This window comes from Shouchella shacheensis, from assembly GCF_001484965.1.
GTDB classification, from domain to species: domain Bacteria; phylum Bacillota; class Bacilli; order Bacillales; family Bacillaceae_D; genus Shouchella; species Shouchella shacheensis.
In genome coordinates, this window is record NZ_KQ947394.1 from 34,759 (window position 1) to 52,952 (window position 18,194).

General features: G+C 47.5%; 20 protein-coding genes. 8 read left to right on the forward strand and 12 right to left on the reverse strand.

What is annotated here, in order from left to right:
• Positions 1-163 precede the first annotated feature (163 nt).
• Positions 164-811: an MOSC domain-containing protein gene (locus AVZ68_RS02430; protein WP_059102965.1), complete on the reverse strand. Its 648-nt coding sequence runs from the start codon at positions 809-811 to the stop codon at positions 164-166.
• A gap of 121 nt (positions 812-932) precedes the next feature.
• Positions 933-1,877: a cyclodeaminase gene (locus AVZ68_RS02435; protein ID WP_218970828.1), complete on the reverse strand. Its 945-nt coding sequence runs from the start codon at positions 1,875-1,877 to the stop codon at positions 933-935.
• Positions 1,878-2,038: 161 nt separating this feature from the next.
• Between AVZ68_RS02435 and eutB the strand changes: the two genes are divergently transcribed.
• Positions 2,039-3,019: a hydroxyectoine utilization dehydratase EutB gene (gene eutB, locus AVZ68_RS02440; protein ID WP_059102967.1), complete on the forward strand. Its 981-nt coding sequence runs from the start codon at positions 2,039-2,041 to the stop codon at positions 3,017-3,019.
• 269 nt (positions 3,020-3,288) lie between these two features.
• On the opposite strand, the gene AVZ68_RS02445 is transcribed toward eutB, so the two are convergent.
• Positions 3,289-4,248 (reverse strand): bile acid:sodium symporter family protein, encoded by a 960-nt coding sequence (locus AVZ68_RS02445; RefSeq protein ID WP_059102968.1) that lies wholly within the window; start codon positions 4,246-4,248, stop codon positions 3,289-3,291.
• Between the two features lie 410 nt (positions 4,249-4,658).
• Between AVZ68_RS02445 and AVZ68_RS02450 the strand changes: the two genes are divergently transcribed.
• Entirely contained in the window at positions 4,659-4,871 is a 213-nt protein-coding gene (locus AVZ68_RS02450; protein ID WP_059102969.1) for a hypothetical protein, read from the forward strand.
• Positions 4,861-4,992: a hypothetical protein gene (locus AVZ68_RS20815; RefSeq protein WP_281176573.1), complete on the forward strand. Its 132-nt coding sequence runs from the start codon at positions 4,861-4,863 to the stop codon at positions 4,990-4,992. Before AVZ68_RS02450 ends, AVZ68_RS20815 begins: the two co-directional genes overlap by 11 nt.
• Positions 4,993-5,407: 415 nt before the next feature.
• Here the strand turns inward: AVZ68_RS20815 and AVZ68_RS02455 are convergent, their stop codons facing one another.
• The 5 genes from AVZ68_RS02455 to AVZ68_RS02475 all read right to left on the reverse strand — a co-directional run bounded on the left by AVZ68_RS02455 (position 5,408) and on the right by AVZ68_RS02475 (position 11,262).
• The gene (locus tag AVZ68_RS02455) at positions 5,408-6,907 is read right to left on the reverse strand and encodes a glycoside hydrolase family 32 protein (RefSeq protein WP_082676259.1); all 1,500 of its coding nucleotides are present in this window, start codon (positions 6,905-6,907) and stop codon (positions 5,408-5,410) included.
• Positions 6,908-7,046: 139 nt separating this feature from the next.
• Positions 7,047-7,895, reverse strand: a complete 849-nt coding sequence (locus tag AVZ68_RS02460) for a carbohydrate ABC transporter permease (protein ID WP_059102970.1) — start codon at positions 7,893-7,895, stop codon at positions 7,047-7,049.
• Entirely contained in the window at positions 7,896-8,564 is a 669-nt protein-coding gene (locus AVZ68_RS02465; protein ID WP_245628041.1) for a carbohydrate ABC transporter permease, read from the reverse strand.
• A 232-nt stretch (positions 8,565-8,796) separates the two neighbouring features.
• Positions 8,797-10,086: an ABC transporter substrate-binding protein gene (locus AVZ68_RS02470; protein ID WP_059102971.1), complete on the reverse strand. Its 1,290-nt coding sequence runs from the start codon at positions 10,084-10,086 to the stop codon at positions 8,797-8,799.
• 192 nt (positions 10,087-10,278) lie between these two features.
• A complete protein-coding gene (locus AVZ68_RS02475) occupies positions 10,279-11,262 on the reverse strand; it encodes a LacI family DNA-binding transcriptional regulator (protein WP_059102972.1) in 984 nt (327 codons plus the stop codon).
• Between the two features lie 131 nt (positions 11,263-11,393).
• On the opposite strand from AVZ68_RS02475, the gene AVZ68_RS02480 reads away from it, so the two are divergent.
• The 3 genes from AVZ68_RS02480 (at position 11,394) to AVZ68_RS02485 (ending at position 13,571) form a co-directional block, all read left to right on the forward strand.
• Positions 11,394-12,416, forward strand: coding sequence for an NADH:flavin oxidoreductase/NADH oxidase (locus tag AVZ68_RS02480; protein WP_059102973.1), 1,023 nt, complete (start codon positions 11,394-11,396; stop codon positions 12,414-12,416).
• A gap of 308 nt (positions 12,417-12,724) precedes the next feature.
• Complete coding sequence (locus AVZ68_RS19595; protein WP_082676260.1) at positions 12,725-12,880, forward strand: YvrJ family protein; 156 nt, start codon at positions 12,725-12,727, stop codon at positions 12,878-12,880.
• A gap of 16 nt (positions 12,881-12,896) precedes the next feature.
• Entirely contained in the window at positions 12,897-13,571 is a 675-nt protein-coding gene (locus tag AVZ68_RS02485; RefSeq protein ID WP_059102974.1) for an N-acetylmuramoyl-L-alanine amidase, read from the forward strand.
• Positions 13,572-13,612: 41 nt separating this feature from the next.
• Here AVZ68_RS02485 and AVZ68_RS02490 read toward each other — a convergent pair whose 3' ends face one another.
• Entirely contained in the window at positions 13,613-13,852 is a 240-nt protein-coding gene (locus AVZ68_RS02490; RefSeq protein WP_059102975.1) for a hypothetical protein, read from the reverse strand.
• A 252-nt stretch (positions 13,853-14,104) separates the two neighbouring features.
• Between AVZ68_RS02490 and AVZ68_RS02495 the strand changes: the two genes are divergently transcribed.
• Positions 14,105-14,434, forward strand: coding sequence for an SCP2 sterol-binding domain-containing protein (locus tag AVZ68_RS02495; RefSeq protein WP_059102976.1), 330 nt, complete (start codon positions 14,105-14,107; stop codon positions 14,432-14,434).
• A 531-nt stretch (positions 14,435-14,965) separates the two neighbouring features.
• On the opposite strand, the gene AVZ68_RS02500 is transcribed toward AVZ68_RS02495, so the two are convergent.
• The 3 genes from AVZ68_RS02500 to AVZ68_RS02510 form a co-directional block, all read right to left on the reverse strand.
• Entirely contained in the window at positions 14,966-15,673 is a 708-nt protein-coding gene (locus AVZ68_RS02500; protein ID WP_059102977.1) for a DUF3270 family protein, read from the reverse strand.
• Positions 15,674-15,888: 215 nt separating this feature from the next.
• The gene (locus AVZ68_RS02505) at positions 15,889-16,131 is read right to left on the reverse strand and encodes a hypothetical protein (RefSeq protein WP_059102978.1); all 243 of its coding nucleotides are present in this window, start codon (positions 16,129-16,131) and stop codon (positions 15,889-15,891) included.
• 259 nt (positions 16,132-16,390) lie between these two features.
• On the reverse strand, positions 16,391-17,146 hold the full coding sequence (locus AVZ68_RS02510; protein WP_059102979.1) for a DeoR/GlpR family DNA-binding transcription regulator: 756 nt from the start codon (positions 17,144-17,146) through the stop codon (positions 16,391-16,393).
• Positions 17,147-17,373: 227 nt separating this feature from the next.
• On the opposite strand from AVZ68_RS02510, the gene AVZ68_RS02515 reads away from it, so the two are divergent.
• A complete protein-coding gene (locus AVZ68_RS02515; RefSeq protein WP_059102980.1) occupies positions 17,374-18,174 on the forward strand; it encodes an SDR family oxidoreductase in 801 nt (266 codons plus the stop codon).
• Positions 18,175-18,194 lie beyond the last annotated feature (20 nt).

The following is an 18,194-nucleotide window of genomic DNA, read 5'->3' on the forward strand; positions in this document are numbered from 1 at the left end:
AATCACTTATTATTAAGTAGAGCGTTCACTTAAACTCTATTAATGGGATTTTCGCAGGCGCGATTGATGTGCCTTGAGTGGAGCTTCTTTATGGACGCCCCTCATTCACCGGCTGAGCTAGCAGGGACTCGTGCGTGCTTTTTCCCTTTCTATATAACCAACCCTAATCCAACAACCTCCTAAAATGCCTCCGCCACTTTTCAGCGAGTGCATGAACTTCGAGGAGAGCAGCAACCCCTTCACAATCCTTCTCCTGTTGAAAGTACAGTCGATGCGCACGCAGCACCGAAATTCCCGTACCATCCTGCTCTACCAGCCTAATGTTTGAATCAGCGCGAATGATGCCTTCCTCTAGCACTTTGCAAAAATACCCTGTGTATCCCGTCTCGACAATGCGCTTAAAGTGCCCGCCAAGCCCGGTTCTTCGGTCTATTGTTTTGCAAGGAACACGCCCTTGAGTCACTTGTATCACCGCGTCTCCTGCTTGGAAGACATCACCGATGCAAACATCTTTTTCCGTCATGCCCGCCACCGTCAAGTTTTCACCAAACGCTGAGGGTGGCAGCTTCGCCTGACACTCTTTTTCCCAGAAAGGGTAGTGCTCCGCCGAATACAGGCAAACCGCGCGCTCAAATCCACCATGATTTTTCAAGTCTGCGACGCCATCGCCGCGGAAACCTTCTTTGGCAAGATAGACCTCATCGACGTTCTCTTTGCAGATGCCTGTTTTCATCTTCTTTGTTTCCTCGTACGTCATTTGCTTCGGCAAGCCGACAGCTAGATGATGTAATGTCCCCTCGAGTTTTTGCATGACCAACGCCTCCACAAACGAAGTTGCTTCTTTTATTTCTATCACTCTTTTTGGCGATTGTCACGTAATGGGTAGAAATTCAGAAGCAAAACCTTGAGTGGCACTCTCAACGCCTTTTGCTTTACCTTGACAACCTTCTCAGCGCAAAATTGGCAATGGCCGTGTCCTGCACCCCAGTTCCGGTTAAATCGCAAACGGTAATTTGCTCGTCCGTTGTGCGCCCCAAAGCGTCGCCGTGAACAATCGCTCCAAGTTCTGTCACGTCCTCTTCTCGGACCTCCGCTGCGTGATGCAGCTCTCCGATTGTGAACACTTGAGATTTGGAATCGCCCACAATCAAGTCTGCTTTCTCAAATACATTCGGTGACAGCTCGTTTTTGTGCTCGGCATCCGATCCCATCGCCGTGATATGCAAACCCGGATGCAGCCATTCTGCTTGAATAAGTGGTTCCGTTGACGGTGTTGTCGTTACGATAAGGTCGCTCGCCTTAACCACGTTTTCAACATCTGATTCGATCTGTACCGTCACTCCGTACGCCTCTTCCATGTCCCGCTTGTACGCCTTGGCATGTTCCTGCGTCCGTCCGTACACATGCACCTGCGCGAACGAGCGAACAAGTTTCAGCGCTTCCACTTGCAGCCGGGCTTGCATGCCTGTGCCGATGACGCCCACACTCTTGATGTGTGTTTTCGCAAGTTTCGATGCTGCAACTGCTCCGGCAAGTGCTGTACGCACGTCCGTCAGGTAGCCGTTGTCCTGTAGCAGCGCTTTCGGCACGCCAGTTTCTGAATCCATCGCCAGCATCAAGCCTCCAAGGCTTGGCAACCCCTTTTTCGGGTTATCAAAGAAACCAGAAGAAACTTTGATCGCAAACGTCTCAAACCCTGGAATATAAGCGGTTTTAATATCCGTCTCCCCACGATGCTCCGGCACGTCGACGCGAATGACCGGCGGCTGCGAGACCTGCCCTTTATACAAATGGCGAAAAGCTTCCTCCACCTCTGTCAGCGCTTCTTTAGAAATGGTGACCTGCTCCCGGATCTCTTTTTCTTTAAAAATGTCCATCTCATTCATCCTCTCTCCTTTGCGAATGACACTCTTTCTATCTTTTTAAATAGAAGACTTACGTTTTCCTGCTTCATCTGGAAATTTAATTTTCGCCAAGGCAGGAGTTTGTCGCCTTCTGTCCAATGTAGGCCAAGAGACTTTTGTTAGGAGGAGACGACATGCAGCAACAGATTTTCATGCGAGCGGTATGGCAAGCGCGTAAACGACTTCAACCCTATCTTACGAAAACACCACTTATAAAAAGCGCGGTGTTATCAGAGAAGTGCGGGGTTCCCGTCTGGCTAAAGCTAGAAACCCTCCAACCTAGTGGCTCCTTCAAGCTACGGGGCGCGCTTAACTTTTTGCAGTCACTGCCAGTGGCTGAGCAACAACGTGGGGTCACGGCATTTTCGACAGGCAACCACGGATTAGCGGTTGCCTATGCGGCTAAACAGGCCGGGATTCGTGCAGTCATCTTTGTCTCAGAAGCGGTGCCCGAGGCGAAGAAAGAGGCGCTTCGAGCAAGCGGCGCAGAGCTTGTGATCACCGGGAAAAGTCAGGATGAAGCCGGAGCGGCCTGCCTTCAGATGAGCGAGAAAGAGGGACTTCCTCTCGTTCCCCCGTTTGATCATCCAGCCATCATTGCTGGCCAAGGCACTCTTGGCCTTGAGTTACTAGAAGATTTGCCTGAGATTGATACCGTCATCGCAGGCCTATCTGGAGGCGGCTTACTTGGTGGCGTCGGACTGGCATTAAAGGAAACCGACCGCTCGATTACCGTTGCCGGCATAAGTATCGAAAAGGGAGCGGCGATGGAAGAAAGTTTGGCCGCTGGGCGCCCAGTCGACGTTCCCGAACACCCGACATTCGCTGATAGCTTGCTTGGCGGGATTGGCGCAGACAACCGCTATACATTGGAAGCGGTCAAACAGTATGTCGACACGCGCTTCCGCCTTTCTGAGGAGAGCATCGCTAGAGGAATGGCTTTTCTGTACAAGCACCACCGCTTAGTCGTCGAGGGAGCGGCGGCTGTTGGCGTCGGTGCACTGTTACACGGAGACATTCGTCCTAAGGGACCGACGGCGGTGATTGTGACGGGTGCGGGAATTGATGTGGGGACGCATTTGGAGACTGTTCGTCCTTATATGGATGGGGTTTAAGCCCCTCAACCTTTGGATGAGAAGAGAAGGACTGTTAAAAATAAGGCTAACAAGCCCGACTTATACGCTTGGTAGCTTTTTCGCTCCCCGTGGCTTTTTGTGCCCCTGCCCCCATCCTCTGAGTCGTTGCACAGAAGTGAGGATTGTGGGAGGCCTGCTACTCGCCAGCCCCGTCTTGGATTTCTGCAGGACTAGAGAATTTCGACGCTTCTACCCGCCGGAGCTAGACAGAAAGAAGACAAAGCATCTCGCCTCATCTTCTTCTCTCTTTACGCACTCCGTTTTTCGTCTGTGGCGTGACGATCCTCAAGCGGTCGACGGTTCCAAAAACTTGCAAGAATTGGACCCGAGATATTATGCCAAACACTGAAAATCGCACCAGGCAAAGCCGCTAGCGGACCAAAATGCGTAGCGCCGAGACTGCTGGCTAGGCCTGAATTTTGCATGCCCACTTCAATGGAAACCGCCCGACACTGCGCAGGACTTGCGCGAAGGAGAACGGCAAGAAGATAGCCGAACAAGTAACCCGCCCCGTTGTGCAGGAAAGCCGCAAGAAATACAGGGAGTCCTACTTCAATAATGTTGCCAGCGTTCGCCGCGACCACTCCCATCACGATCAGGATAATCGCTGTTACAGAAACGAGTGGGAGTGCAGGCGTGACCTTCTCGACGCCTCTTCCGAATAAGTAGTTACACAACACACCTAACACAATTGGAAGCAACACGACTTGTGTGATCGAAACAAACAGCGCCCATGGATCAACAGGCAACCAGCTGTTGGCGACCAAGTACATGATAAACGGCGTCGCTAGAGGCGCAAACAGCGTAGAGAGTGTCGTCATCGACACGGATAGAGGCAAATCTCCCTTCGCGAGATACACCATGACGTTGGAAGACGTTCCTCCCGGTACTGAGCCAAGCAAAACGACGCCGATGGCTATTTCAGGTGGGAGGTTCAATAACCAGACAATAGCCAGCGCGAGCAGTGGCATCACTGTAAACTGCAAGAGCACGCCAAAGATGACGATCTTTGGTTTCTTAAAAACCATCGCGAAGTCATTGGCTCTTAAGTTCAAGCCCATTCCGAACATAATCAACCCGAGAAGAATGTTGATCGCACCCGTAAGCACAGACAAACCAGTGAAAAAATAGGCGATAATAGCAGCCGCAATGACGAAAAAAGCAAAGTATTTTCCAGCAAAACGGCTGATGGATGCTACGGTTTTCATTTTCTAACTCTCCCTCACTCCAACTACTTGGTAGATGATTTACTTTTTTGTATAAATCACATCGTACGCCTAATTTCAGAAAGTTGCAACCCCTTTTTGAGTGTAGTGTAGTGGGCTATAAGGCGAGAGGTGTTTATTATGGTCCGTCTATCGTAAAGAGGAAGTTGTTGGGTCTCTCTATATGGATATCTACTCTTGGAGGGTTATTTTTGTATCGTTCTCTCCCTATTCAGTTATTTGGCTCCCGTTTCAGTAAGTTCCCTTTCCGTCTCGGGAGGCCATTTGGATGCGTTTATTTTTGCTTCCCTAAGGGAAAAGGTTTTTATAATACTTTGTCATTTTAGTAGCTTTGGTATAGTATAGATCTAACAGGGCAGACTGACTCCCAAAATCCAGTTAGGAGGATGGGGATGTCTGACAAGGAGGCAAAAGATATGGCGACAAGCATAAATACTAACCGTTTTGTCATTTCTCAAAATGAAGCTGAAGCAATTGCTAATTTACCTGTTAGAACAGTGAAGCCATCTAAAATGGCCAATGATTTTTTCTCGACACCAGAACAACGTAGAGCAGAGGCTAAAAAAATCATTGCAGCTAGAAAGGGTATTCGCAATGGAAATTAAAAGCTTGCACCACTTAATTAACGAGTACCAAGAAATTGGAGATGATCAACTTCTTGCAGATCATCTCTTTACTTTTGTTTGCAAAAAGAACAAGGACGTTGAATCATTCTTGCTCAGTTAGGTCGTTCCGATGACTACAAAGGAATTCTACCTGGCCGTGAGGTTGTCGACGAGACTAAAAATCTTTGCAAAGTTATCAAAGAACTCACCGCCATGCGAATTGTAGGCGTTGAGTATAGTGACGGACCCCTCCATTTATTTTATGAAAAAATGGGCTTTAAAAATATCCAATTTAACGAGGAAACAAACAATTGGCTGTCTTTTCTAAATATTTAGTTTTTGCAATTGTAATTCCATTTAAAACTGCGGATGATTATTAGTGTCGCATTCGTAGTCGTATTACAAACCGGTTCAGCGGCTCTGTCATAAAACCGCATCCCTCTCTCCTCACCTTGGACCACTCCTTCCTTTCCTAGGCACAAGCAAAAAAACCGAGAACAAAGGCGCTCCCCTGCACTCGGCAACTGAAAGATCTCCTACTCACTCCACGTATCTTTCAACCTATACCCGCGAATCGATGAGAGTTGCACGTCCCCGCCCCTGGAAAACAGCTTCACACCTGTACTCCCCTCCGACGGATAGATCCGACTTGTCAGCACCGTTTCCCCGCCATTCACAAAGACTTCGACCGAGGAGCGATCGACAAAGATACGCAGGTCTAGGCTTTCACTTGCTTCCACAAGCCCTGTACGTATACCACTCACTCCTTTTCCAGAACGAGAGCGATCAAGCACTAGCTTATCTTCCTTTGCATGGAAGGAAAGCACCGTTTCCTCCCCTCCGTCTTCCGAACAACGAAGCTTGACCCCGCATTCCGTAGTCGTCCCCGTTTTCAAAGAAAGCTCCAGCTCGATCATTTCGCCAGCGAGCGGCAGCAACACCTCTTCATCCTGCACAGCCTCTATATCTAGTGGCACTTCTTCCTTTCGCAGCTGCGCCACTTCCTCTACTGGATTCATCAGCAATCGTCCCTGATTAGACATGGAGAGTTCCCTTGGTAAAGTAAAAGCCCCTGACCAGCCGTGAGCTTGCGTCGGCATCGGCGATTCCCACATATCCATCCAGCCAAACGCAATGCGGCGCCCTTTTTCATCCTTGAACGTTTGCACAGCATAAAAGTCATGGCCGAAGTCAAGCTCTGTAAACGTTCCACGAGTATATGTCAGCGTCTCGTAGTCAAAGTCACCAATAAGAAATCCCGTCTGATGATGATTCAGATAACGCTCTCCTTCCGCTTCGATTCCTTGTGGAGAAATCAAGAGTATATGCTTTCCATCAAGTTCAAAGAAGTCGGGGCACTCCCACATATACCCTTCGGTGCCGTCACTATGGGCCAGAACGCCAAGATAGACCCAATTTGATAGATTGGACGATGCGTAAAGCAGCACTTGCCCCCTCCTGCCTTCTTTCTCTGTCGAACCTACAACCATATACCATTTGTCGCCGTGTTTCCACACTTTGGGATCGCGGAAATCCTGTGTCGTTCCCTCTGGCTGCTGCGGAATCACCGGGTTTTCAGTAGCCTTCTCAAACACAAGGCCGTCTTTGCTCCTGGCAATGTTTTGGTTCTGAAAAAATTCATCGCTTCCTGAATCGGTCACATTATGTCCTGTATAGATAAGCGTTAACATGTCGTCACCCTCTACAGCACTGCCGGAAAAGCAGCCACTTGTGTCGAAAGCGTTTCCTGGGGCAAGAGCGACAGGGAGATGCTCCCAATGAATAAGGTCGCGACTTTTGGCATGGCCCCAGTGCATCGGCCCATGCGTCGCATCATAGGGATGGTGCTGATAGAATGCGTGATATTCCCCTTTATAAAAGATCAGCCCGTTCGGATCATTGATCCAGCCAGATGGGGCCATGAGATGGTAGCCGAGACGGTAGGTTGAGTCAATTGTCTTTGCCTGTTCACGGACCGCCTCCGTCGCTTGTTTGATGCGTTCTTCATGTGTGCTGTTCATTTGAACCTTTTCCATCGTTAGTCCTCCTTGTACCACTAGTTGATCCTTTTGCTCTATTCCTTTTCTCTCTCAATGGTTTTCGCAACCGACATATTGCTTACTTTTACAACCATCAAAGCGATGATTCTGTTTGTCTGTCTTTTCCCACCCGTTTCTACTTATCACCCGTCCCCGATGATCCAAGCCCTTGCAACAAGTATTTCTGTGCAAAGATATAGACAATGATGAGCGGAATAGTGGAGATCGTCAAAATCGCCATAATTTGGTTTGTAAAGACGGGCTCTGTGACATTAATGTTTGTAATCGCTACTTGCAGTGGATGCTTGCTCGTATCTGTGAGAATCATGAGCGGCCACAAGTAGTCATTCCAGCTGGCAATAAACGAGAGCGTGCCGACAGTGGCAATCGCTGGTTTGGACATGGGCATCATGATTCTCCAGAAGATGGTCCAGTTGTTTGCTCCCTCAATTCTCGCGGACTCAAGAACCGAAGTAGGGACAGCCATAAAGAAGTTGCGAAATAAATAAATGAAAAATACATTGGCTATCATCGGCAACACGACGGCAATCCGTGTATCCACAAGCCCCAAGTGGTGAATGATTGTAAATTGAGAGATAATCATCGTTTCCATAGGGACAATCAGCAAGGCCAGTAGCATGCCAAATAAAAGATACTTGCCCTTGAACGTGAACTTTGAAAACGCGAATCCCGCCATCGCATTTACAACGATGGAACCGACTGTAATAATGGTCGCGTATAGCAAGCTATTAGCTACGTAGCCAAGGATATTGAACCGGGAAAACAATTCACGATAAGGTTCAAGCCAATCGCTCGGCTGGAGAGAGGGAAGCAATGCCTTAATACTAGTTAAATCTTGGTAGATAGAAGCTTCCGGTTTCAATGAGGAAGCAAACATCCATAGCAAGGGAAAAACAAATAGAAAAGCCAGCAGAATCAGCAAGACATATTCTAACGTTACTTTCCATTTTCGCTTTCTTGACATCTAGGCTTCCTCCTCTTTGGTAAGCTTGCGTTGCAAAAACGAGACAACCGCAATCAGCAGCCCGAATATAACGGTAATCGCACTTGCGTACCCGACAAATCGATCCGTGAACCCTGTTTGATAGATATAATAAAGAGGGGTCATCGTCGCATTCAACGGGCCTCCCTGAGTCATGATCATCGGTTGAATAATCAATTTGAACGCCCCGATTAACGTTGTAAATAGGATGAGCGTCGAGGTAGGTTTAAGCAACGGCAACGTAATATGAACAAAGTTCTGCCATTTGTTCGCGCCATCTATCCTCGAAGCTTCATACACCTCAGGCGAAATGTTCTGCAGGCCGGCAAGGAAAATAAGCATTTGGTAACCTGCGCCTTGCCAGGCCGATACAAAGACGATCGCTAACATGGCCTGGTTCGGACTTGTCAGAAAGGGCTGAGGGCTAATCCCTACTGTTTGCAGGGCCGAGTTAATCAAGCCGTCGGATGGATTAAGCAAGTACAGCCATAGCACCGAGATAACAACGAGCGACATCACAACTGGGGAAAAGAACGCAATTTTTATGAAAAGATTCCCTCTACGCTTCTTGTTAATAATTAATGCCAGCCCGAGCGCGGTGCCTACCTGGAGCGGAATAACACAGATGACGAAAAGCCCGATATTTTTCAAGCTTTCCAGAAAGACCGGATCACTTGCTAGCTGAGTGAAATTATCTAACCCAGCAAAACTCCGGTACCCGGGGTAAGCATGTAGTAATCTGTGAAAGAATAATAGATCGTTAACAACACCGGCAGAAATAAAAACAAACCCAACAATAGCATAGCCGGCAGTAGAAAGTAATAAGGCTGCATAGTGGCTGTCATTCGTTTCATAGGTACACCTCCGCTGTGTAAGGTTGGCCTTACCGTCTGTCTATAGATGTCTGCATTTGCTGAGCACGTTCATCCAGCAACTCTCTAAGTTCCTCCTCGCCTTCATAGTATTCCAGCGCGCCAATGGTTTGCTGGAAGGCTCTGCTCACTTGTGGATAGGCTGGCAAAACAGGCCTTGCACGACCCGACTTCTCATTTTGCTCAATCAGTACCTTTAATTGTTCTGGGACTTCATCTTGAATCATATCGGTCGAGGATTGCCGGGAAGGAAGGACGCCGTTCCTTAGACTGACATCGGCAATCGCTTTAGTAGAAGTGAGGAATTGAACCAGTTCACCCGCTCCTTCTTCGTTTTCAGTTGTGCTGGAAATTGCATACTGCCAACTTCCCGTCGGAGAAACAAGTTCGTTCGTATCCGGAGAGACAGGATAGGGCATCATGCCGTATTCAATATCAGGATAGCTGGTTGCCAACTCCTGAATCGTCCATGACCCGCTCATCAGCATAGGATATTGGCCCGTTTGAAAGGCATTGTCCGTAGGCGATATAGTCGTGTAGTCGTTTTGCAGAAGGTTTTGAATGAACTGAAGGGTTTCTAGCGACTGCTGCTCGTCAAACACACCAACCGCTTCCTCCCCATCCTCCGAAACAACGTCACCGCCATGTGACCACAAAAAAGGCGTAAATGCATACATGAGCCACTCGCTGTTATCATTCAGCATCATATCAATCGCTGGCGTGCCGAACTCCTCGGAGAGCCTTTTGGCAACATCGGTAAACTCATTCCAGTCCCAAGGATCATCAATCGTAGCCAGGTTCTCCGAATCAATACCGGCCTGCTCAAACATCTCTTTGTTGTAATAAATGCCTACGCCCGACTCCGAATAACCGATTGCATATAGCTGGTCGTCGTACGTCCCTTGTTCAATGACGCTTGGGTAAAAATCCTCCTCATCCTCGATGTACCCATCGAGCGGAGCGATAATTTGAGCCTCTGCATAGGCAGCCGTATTCGGGCCATCTAATGTAAGGACATCAGGCAGCGTCCCGGTTGACACGCCGGCATTGACCTTGTCTTCATATCCACCGCCACCACCGCCGCGTGGAATAAATTCAATGGCCGCTTTATATTCACCCTCATATTCCTCGTTAAACTGATCGACCGTATTTTGCAGAACTTCTCCCTCGGCGGACTCTCTGGACATATGCACCCACATAACGATGTCGTCCTGCGGGGCACCGGATTGGTTCTCGTCGCTGTTGCACGCTGCTAAGACAACGGAAGAAAGAAACAGTACACCTACCCTTATAGTTTTCATAAGACCTCCCCTTAACTGAAATCGCTTTCTTGAAAAGAAGTATACGTCAGCTGTTTGTTTATGTCAACCGGTTGACATAAACTATACGACCGCTGTAAGTGAAGAACACAGAAGTCTTGCCAGCAAGATCGTCCTTCACGCACAGACCGTCGTCCTGTTGTTAATGCGGGTTACCAAAGGCATCCGCCGGCTTTACACCGTCCCTCCCTGAAACACCTCCACTTCATGCCATGTTTCCCGCACTGTTTTTTTCTCAGGAGCTTCGATTTGTTTTTGCAGCAAAGTCACGGACGTTTCAGCGATGGTAGAAATCGGCTGGCAAATCGTTGAGAGCTCCGGTTCCACTGTTCGCACCATCTCTGTCCCATCATACCCAATGACCTTCAACTCTTTTGGAATCGATAGCCTTCGCTTTCTTGCTTCCCTAATAACTGCGAGCGCCATCAGATCATCGCTAGCAAACACACCGTCAACGTCGGGATGCTCATCAAACATTTTTTTGATGACCCGCTCCTGTTCGTTCCTATCAAACACATGAGGCACTTCATATGTAACGTGTGGCAACCCGTTTTGTGCCATCACATCCTCATAGGCTTTTCTACGTAGATTAGCTGGTGTCTCGAGTTCCAGCGGTCCATTAACATGGAGCACATGTTTACAACCCTTGGAAAGCAGTGTTTCTGTTGCTAACTTGCCTCCAGCATAGTTGTCCGAACCGACGACTGGGATCGCCTTCGATAGATAATGGTCAATCGCGACAATCGGCAAATTGTGACCGTCATAATCCAAAAGCCCGCGGTTGTACGTCCCAACAATGACACCGTCCACTTGATTTCTTCGCAGCATCTCCCAATATTGCTTCTCTTTGTCGACCCGGTTCAAGCTATTACAGAGCAGCACTTTCAACCCTTGAGCCGAACAATAATTTTCGATCGCTGCCGTTAGTTCTCCGTAAAAGGGGTTACTCGTCGTTGGAACGATCAGCCCAATCACATGGGTCCGCTGATTAAACAAAGAGCGGGCAAGGTCATTGGGAATATAGTTCAGCTGGTGCATCGCATCATAGACACTTTTCCGTGTTGTTTCACTTATGTAACCACGATCATTTAAGACACGAGAAACCGTTGTGGGCGAGACTCCTGCCACTTTGGCAACATCTTTGATTTTAGGCTTCATGCTCATTCCTCCTTCGTTCATCTTCTCATTATAACGCAATGAAATTCAATTCAGTTCATTTTCCTTGAAGATCAAACGCTATTGTAGTTTACTAGCTATCAAAGGATTTTTAGAGAGTGGAGGCCTTTACCATGATTGATTTATTTACCCCCTACCAATTGAAGGATCTAGCCCTGAAAAACCGCGTGGTGATGTCCCCGATGTGCCAGTATTCGGTCGAGGCGAAAGACGGGATTCCAAACGACTGGCACACTCTTCATTATACAAGCAGAGCCGTGGGCGGCACCGGACTGATCATCGTTGAGATGACCAATGTTGAGCCGGATGGTCGTATTAGCGATTATTGCTTAGGTCTGTGGTCTGATGAGCACACGTCCGCTTTTAAAGAAATTGTCGACAATGCCCACAAGCATGGCGCCAAAGTAGGCATTCAGATCGCTCATGCTGGGAGAAAAGCAGAAGATGCCAAGGTGCCTGTTGCCCCGTCTGCCATTGCTTTTGACGAAACGTTTAAGACGCCACGCGCGCTCTCAACAGAAGAAGTCGAGGAAATGGTTGAAAAATACCGTTTAGCAGCGAGACGAGCCGTCGAAGCTGGCGTGGACACAATTGAACTTCACGGCGCTCATGGCTACCTGATTCACCAGTTCCATTCGCCGCTATCTAACAAACGAACGGACAAATACGGTCAAGATTTGACTCGCTTTGGTGTGGAAGTCATTCAAGCAGTCAAAAGCGAAATGCCTAAAGAAATGCCGCTTTTGATGCGCATTTCCGGAACAGAATTTGTAGACGGCGGCTATGGCATGAAAGAAGCGATCGACTTCTCAAAAGCCTATCAAGAGGCAGGGGTGGACATGTTCGATGTCAGCGCTGGCGGCGAGGGACCGATCACGCCCCACGGGAGACCCGGTACGCACGGTGGTTACCAAGTGCCGTATGCGCGCCAATTAAAAGAAGCGCTTGACGTTCCGGTAATGGCTGTCGGTCGTCTCGATGCACCCGCACTCGCCAACAACGTCATTGGTACCGAAGACGCCGACTTAATCGCGATCGGTCGCGGACTTCTCAGAAACCCGTACTGGGCACTGGAAGCCGCGAAACAGCTGAAGAAAGACATGGATGTGCCCGTTCAGTACAAGGCTGGGTTTTGATTATAAACATGAGATCGAAAAGCGCAGGCGGGTCACCTAGAAGCACGGATTTTGGAAGGCCTGGATCAGAAATCCCGGTTTTGGATTTCGGGCCAGGACTAGAAAATCCCGAGCTTCTACCCGCCGAAGCTAGACAAAAGCTGTTCTCCCCAAAAAGGAGAGCAGCTTTTTTATTTTTGCATGCAAAGATCAGATACAGGGATGGAAGCAGCCTACCGAAAAGGCTGCTTCTTTTTTCTTTCCACTGGTTGTTTTTTAAACGGCTTTTCTTCTTTCTTACTTACACCTTAACAAGAAGGAGGCGTTCCATGGAACACTTACCAAACTGGGTCATTTTTCTCGGGAATTTCGGGTTTCCGACGTTGGTAGCGATGTATTTGCTCGTTCGCTTCGAACGAAAAATCGACAACTTAACTCAAGCGATTCAAAAGCTCGAACGCACCAAACATCAGAGCGAGGAATAAGGAGGTTTTCATCTTAATGGGTACAATCAAGCAGGATCTCATTCCATCCACCAACAGCAACCGACCGGGCACTCCGTTAACACCGACCCATATCACCGTACACGAAACGGCCAATACGAGTATTGGTGCCAACGCAGCGATGCACGCTGCGTATGTTAAAGGCCAAGATGCCCAGAACCGCCAAGTGTCATGGCACTACACCGTAGACGATCGAGAAACCATCCAGCACCTTCCGACGAACGAAGTCGGTTGGCATGCAGGAAGAGCAGGGAATGCCGCTTCTATCGGCATTGAGCTCTGCGTCAATCGAGACGGCAACTTTGCGCAAACGCGCGCCTCTGCCGTTGCTTTAATCCAACATCTCATGAGTGAACTAGGCATTGGTGTGGCGAACGTCGTCACTCACCAGCATTGGACAGGAAAAAATTGCCCAGCCAACCTGTTAAATGACTGGGCTCGCTTTAAAGAAGAGCTTTCCGGCGGAAGCAACCTACCGCGTAGAGTCAGAGTGATTTCCTCGCAGCTGTGGGTCTACAACCGGCCAGATTGGAACGCAAGGTATACAATCGTGAATCAAGGAGAAGTGTTCACCGTTGATTCTGCACTCACCGTGAATGGGTCAACGATGTACAGGCTGAGAAGCGGCCTCTATATCACTGGAAACACACAGTTTGTAGAGCTTCTCTATTAGAACAAGAAGGGGCTGCCCTATTAAGGCAGTCCTGTTTTTTCTTACCCATTTTTAGACCTGAGCTCTTCCTCTTCTTGCATCTTGGAAAATTTCCGCGTCACCTCTTCCAATCGTTCAACAAACTCTTCCTCATCTTCTTTCACCAATAAGCTAGACGAAGCCATTGCCAAAAACGGCTCAAACAAATTAAAGTGCAGATAATCGCCTTCATCTCCAATTTGATCGAGCATCTCATACAACCGTACCAGCGTTTCTTTGCTATACTCCTCATTGCTTAGCATCAACCTCACTCCTTTAGCTGACACTACCTTAACATGGATGGTTTACGTATAGAAAATCATCCCGGTCCAAAAGTGCGAGGCTAAGTAGGAGGCTCTTTGTGGGCGTTGCGCTCAATTGTGATCAGCTTTTGCTTGCACTTCTTCCTTTGTTAGAAGCGTGTACCATGCAATCGACACCGGTGTCTAACTTTTCAAAAAGAAAAGCTTAATGTATAATAGGATAGCATTCATTCTTATAGTGGGAGGATAAGTATGACAACGGAAGAGAGACTTCAACATCTAGCTGTTAAAATCAACGATCAACCTGAACAGATTCAGGGATTGGAAAGGCGGTACCATTTTGAACTCACGCCAGAAGGACGTTACGGCGTCTTTTTTTCTGGTGGCCAAGTGACCGTGGAAACGGACCCCACTCCAGATGAAGACGCGTGCACGTTAAAAATGAGTGAGGCCCATCTAGGAAAATTGTTAGACGGCAACTTGAACCCCACCGTGGCTTTCATGACGGGGCAGTTAAAAGTGGATGGGCAGCCCGGTCATGCCTTGAAGTTGCATCAAATTTTGAAAACGTATTCAAATTAGCGACTCAAGCGCCTTGGCTTTTTACACCCTCCAAGCGGTTTCCGTTCCTTAGCAAAAAAGTCGTCCCCCATAACTAAGAGGGGAGACGACTTCTACCGGTTATCGTGTCGATTCACTATTTCGGGAAAATTTATATGAAGCTCTTGTTACCCTGCAATCCTACTCATAACACATCAGAAACGTGCAATTTAACGTCTTATCCCCGACCCTCATTCCTCGCTAAAGCGCTTCTTCTACCACTCAATGTAGTCAGGATAATCCACTTAATCCTGATTTGATTAGGCGGACAATTGGACTCTTCGAAAGTGATGGCTCCCGAGTTAAAAACCGAGGAACTTCTATGCTCAAGACAAAGTTTTGTAAAAAGTCGTGCTCCACTTGAGGACAATGCCTTCACCATCATGAAAAACGATACGGGAGCGATCAGCTATGTATGGTCGAGCGTTGTCAATGCAGGAGCGATGCATAGCCAAAAGGTAAGAATTGTAGGTTCTAAAAGGGGTTCCGACGCCCATATCTCCCCCACTCCACTCACCAATCAAACAAAGCTTTCAAACCAATGATAAGCGTAGCGTACGTCATAGCTGAAACCAAAAATGTTGGCAAGTGCGCATTTCGTTCAGCGGGGATTTCCTTACTAATCACGTTAAAAATCATCGCCCCGGACGTGTACGCAATCATTGCATCGACATACAAACCCGAGGGAGGCCCAACTGCCCCGATACCAGCCCCGAGCAGCGTGGCTCCTGCCAACATAAACCGCCCATATCTCAGGTAAAGGTGCTTATTCTCAAGCCAGAGGTTATGCGAGATCCCGATAAAGTGCAGACCTACAGCCATTCCATAGAATACAGCTTGCACCACTTGAACATCCGAGGAAAAAACAATATAAGAAACCATAAACGTATAAAGCGCAAAAAAGCCCACTTGGACAAAGTAGAAGCGTGTCTGCTTGGCTTCTTCCCGTTTGCTGGCCGCCAACTTATAGATGGTGAAGTAGACCAACAACCCAATCAAACCAAGGAAATATAGCTCCGAGTCAAGAGCTAGGCTTCCCCCAAGATCGCTCTGTTCCTCGTGAAGGGTGGGGAGGATATAAACGAACACGTATGCGATCGCCACTCCACCTGAAAGCGAAAGCCACTTCGGTGTCGAGAGGTTTGATGAGGAAATAATACGGCTTGCATAGAGTTGAATGAAAACAAAGGCAAATCCAATGAATAAGGATTCGAACGTCATAGCTACTCCTCCTAACAATTGTTCCATTGTCTATACCCGAGCTGGAGAGTTGAATATCAATAATATCATTGGCGATTGTGTAACAGTGTTGTAAAAAAGTCTCAGTATGTATAGGTAAGGATCATAAGAACGGGTGGGAGGAAGGCTAAACCGAAGAGCGGGGTGGTTCAATGAAAACCAACAGGAATCAGCCACCGCTAACCCCCTGGTTGGTTTCACCTAAAATAATCATAAAACTTACCAATTTCATGCTCTTCCACAAATGCATACGTATTGTTGCCATTTGGCATATAGAAGAAGAAAGACGCGAACGCCTGGTACGGACCCTCTCGCCCCTCTTTAACCGCACGAGCGACATCCTTAAAATCATGCAATTCATCAACCAGCCGATCTTCCTCCGTTAAGACTTCGGGCACGTTCTGCAAATTGGTGAATAATACTTTGTAGCGCTGGATCACTTTCATTTCCTCCTTTGCATGGAGTCCTTTTTTCGTCTCTAGGCTCTCCACCTTAGCATGATTTCAAACCATGGTCACTTCTCACTTCCGTTCACCCAAGGATCTTACGCATCTTGCCAAGCTCCAGTTGCCCTTGTGAAGGAACTGTGGTGCTTTCCAGAACGTTTTCTAATCCGCGTTGACAGCATGTGGCTTCTACAAATCACCCGGTGCCTACTGGTTTTCACAAGCATGTGGCGCCGACAATGACATTCTGCATTCAACATCTAATAACCTCAATATCTACATCCTCATAGCCCTTCAAAACGTGGGATGGGATTTCTCCCTCAGTAATTAAGTAATCGAGACTAGCAATCGATCCGATCTTGTAATTAGAGATCGTATTCAGCTTATTTTTCGTCACAAGCGTGGCAATCTTATTTGAACTTTTGATCATTTGCTGTCTCACAAACGACTCTTCCATGTGAGGTTCACTTATTCCAAATTCAGGGTGAATCGAATAGACTCCTAAAAAACAAAGATCCGCTCTTAGATCTTCTAATGTTTTAATAACAGGTAAGCCAACATTTACTAAAGAGTCTTTAAACAATGTTCCTCCTAACGTGATGACTTCCAAGTGTGGATGTCCAGAAAGCTCGAGACATATGGTGGGGCTATTTGTAATGATGGTTGCATGTAACTGTTCAGGAAGCTCTTTTGCAAGTTGAAGGTTCGTTGTACTCCCATCTAGCAAGATGACTTGTCCGTCCGTTACCAACTCCAACCCTTTCATCGCCAGCACTCTTTTTGACTCCAATAATTCTTCATTTCTCTCTGCAAATGTAATCGCACTTTGGGAAATGGGGAATGCCCCGCCATGCACTCGTTGGATCAGTCCCTTTGCGTCCATCTCTCGTAAATCTCTTCTTATGGTGTCTTCTGAGACATTTAAGTGTATGCTTAGTTCTTTTGCTATTGCCTTTCCCTCATTTTGAATCATCTTTATGATTTCGTTCTGTCTTTCCTTCTTCAGCATAGGGCTCACCTCCTTCAAGAAAGTGCATGTTTTTTCTTGTATTATACCTTAAAACATCTTCTTTTCATATCCTTTATCCTTATTTACACTTGATATTCATTGTTAATGCCTGTATCATTTACTCGGACAAGAAGTAAGTAGCTTTTTCATGCACAAGCAAGAAGCTGCAAATCGTCGATGTTACAAATGCTCATACTAACCTATGCGATTTAAAGGAGGAAACTGAAATGAACGAATCATGGCTTCAATTAGAAACTAAGGTAGCGATTGTCACAGGGGGGGCGTCGGGAATTGGCGCTCACATCACAGATCACTTAGTAAAGAATGGAGCAAAGGTCGCCATTGCTGATTTGAATGTAGAAACTGGTGAACAAAGGGATGGGACTTATCATATTCAATGCGACGTTACGAACAAAGAAAGCGTTGAAACCATGACAAACAAAGCCATTGAATTCTTTGGAACCGTCGATATTTTGGTCAACAACGCTGGAGTAAATTTGCCACGCTTGCTCGTGGATGACCGTGGCGAAAAGCCAGAATATGAGATCAGTGAAAAGGATTTTGATTTCATGGTGGCCGTGAATCAGAAAGGCCCTTACCTCTGTGCGCAAGCGGCAGCAAGAGAAATGATCAAAAATACCAAGGGCGTCATCATAAATGTTTCTTCTGAAGCAGGAATGGAAGGGTCTGCGGGACAAAGCGTCTATTCTGCCACAAAAGGGGCCATCAACGGGTTTACCCGTTCTTGGGCGAAAGAACTAGGCAAATTCAACATTCGTGTCGTCGGCATTGCGCCTGGCATTAATGAAAAAACAGGCTTAACGACCGATGCGTATAACGAGGCACTGGCTTATACACGCGGCGTAACAGTAGAAGGTCTTGGAACAGATTACAGCAAATCCATCCCACTCGGACGTGTTGGAAAGCTTGATGAGATCGGTGAAGCCATTGCCTACTTAGCTTCAGAGCGTGCAAGCTATGTTACTGGCACAACCGTTAATATTTCAGGCGGAAAATCCCGCGGCTAACGAACATTTTATTCAGTGGG

What these genes read in the sequence shown, in the direction of transcription:
- AVZ68_RS02430 (WP_059102965.1), bottom strand. Translation starts at nt 811, where the DNA reads ATGCAAAAACTCGAGGGGACATTACATCATCTAGCTGTCGGCTTGCCG.
- AVZ68_RS02435 (WP_218970828.1), bottom strand. Translation starts at nt 1,877, where the DNA reads ATGGACATTTTTAAAGAAAAAGAGATCCGGGAGCAGGTCACCATTTCT.
- eutB (WP_059102967.1), top strand. Translation starts at nt 2,039, where the DNA reads ATGCAGCAACAGATTTTCATGCGAGCGGTATGGCAAGCGCGTAAACGA.
- AVZ68_RS02445 (WP_059102968.1), bottom strand. Translation starts at nt 4,248, where the DNA reads ATGAAAACCGTAGCATCCATCAGCCGTTTTGCTGGAAAATACTTTGCT.
- AVZ68_RS02450 (WP_059102969.1), top strand. Translation starts at nt 4,659, where the DNA reads ATGTCTGACAAGGAGGCAAAAGATATGGCGACAAGCATAAATACTAAC.
- AVZ68_RS20815 (WP_281176573.1), top strand. Translation starts at nt 4,861, where the DNA reads ATGGAAATTAAAAGCTTGCACCACTTAATTAACGAGTACCAAGAAATT.
- AVZ68_RS02455 (WP_082676259.1), bottom strand. Translation starts at nt 6,907, where the DNA reads ATGGAAAAGGTTCAAATGAACAGCACACATGAAGAACGCATCAAACAA.
- AVZ68_RS02460 (WP_059102970.1), bottom strand. Translation starts at nt 7,895, where the DNA reads ATGTCAAGAAAGCGAAAATGGAAAGTAACGTTAGAATATGTCTTGCTG.
- AVZ68_RS02470 (WP_059102971.1), bottom strand. Translation starts at nt 10,086, where the DNA reads ATGAAAACTATAAGGGTAGGTGTACTGTTTCTTTCTTCCGTTGTCTTA.
- AVZ68_RS02475 (WP_059102972.1), bottom strand. Translation starts at nt 11,262, where the DNA reads ATGAAGCCTAAAATCAAAGATGTTGCCAAAGTGGCAGGAGTCTCGCCC.
- AVZ68_RS02480 (WP_059102973.1), top strand. Translation starts at nt 11,394, where the DNA reads ATGATTGATTTATTTACCCCCTACCAATTGAAGGATCTAGCCCTGAAA.
- AVZ68_RS19595 (WP_082676260.1), top strand. Translation starts at nt 12,725, where the DNA reads ATGGAACACTTACCAAACTGGGTCATTTTTCTCGGGAATTTCGGGTTT.
- AVZ68_RS02485 (WP_059102974.1), top strand. Translation starts at nt 12,897, where the DNA reads ATGGGTACAATCAAGCAGGATCTCATTCCATCCACCAACAGCAACCGA.
- AVZ68_RS02490 (WP_059102975.1), bottom strand. Translation starts at nt 13,852, where the DNA reads ATGCTAAGCAATGAGGAGTATAGCAAAGAAACGCTGGTACGGTTGTAT.
- AVZ68_RS02495 (WP_059102976.1), top strand. Translation starts at nt 14,105, where the DNA reads ATGACAACGGAAGAGAGACTTCAACATCTAGCTGTTAAAATCAACGAT.
- AVZ68_RS02500 (WP_059102977.1), bottom strand. Translation starts at nt 15,673, where the DNA reads ATGACGTTCGAATCCTTATTCATTGGATTTGCCTTTGTTTTCATTCAA.
- AVZ68_RS02510 (WP_059102979.1), bottom strand. Translation starts at nt 17,146, where the DNA reads ATGCTGAAGAAGGAAAGACAGAACGAAATCATAAAGATGATTCAAAAT.
- AVZ68_RS02515 (WP_059102980.1), top strand. Translation starts at nt 17,374, where the DNA reads ATGAACGAATCATGGCTTCAATTAGAAACTAAGGTAGCGATTGTCACA.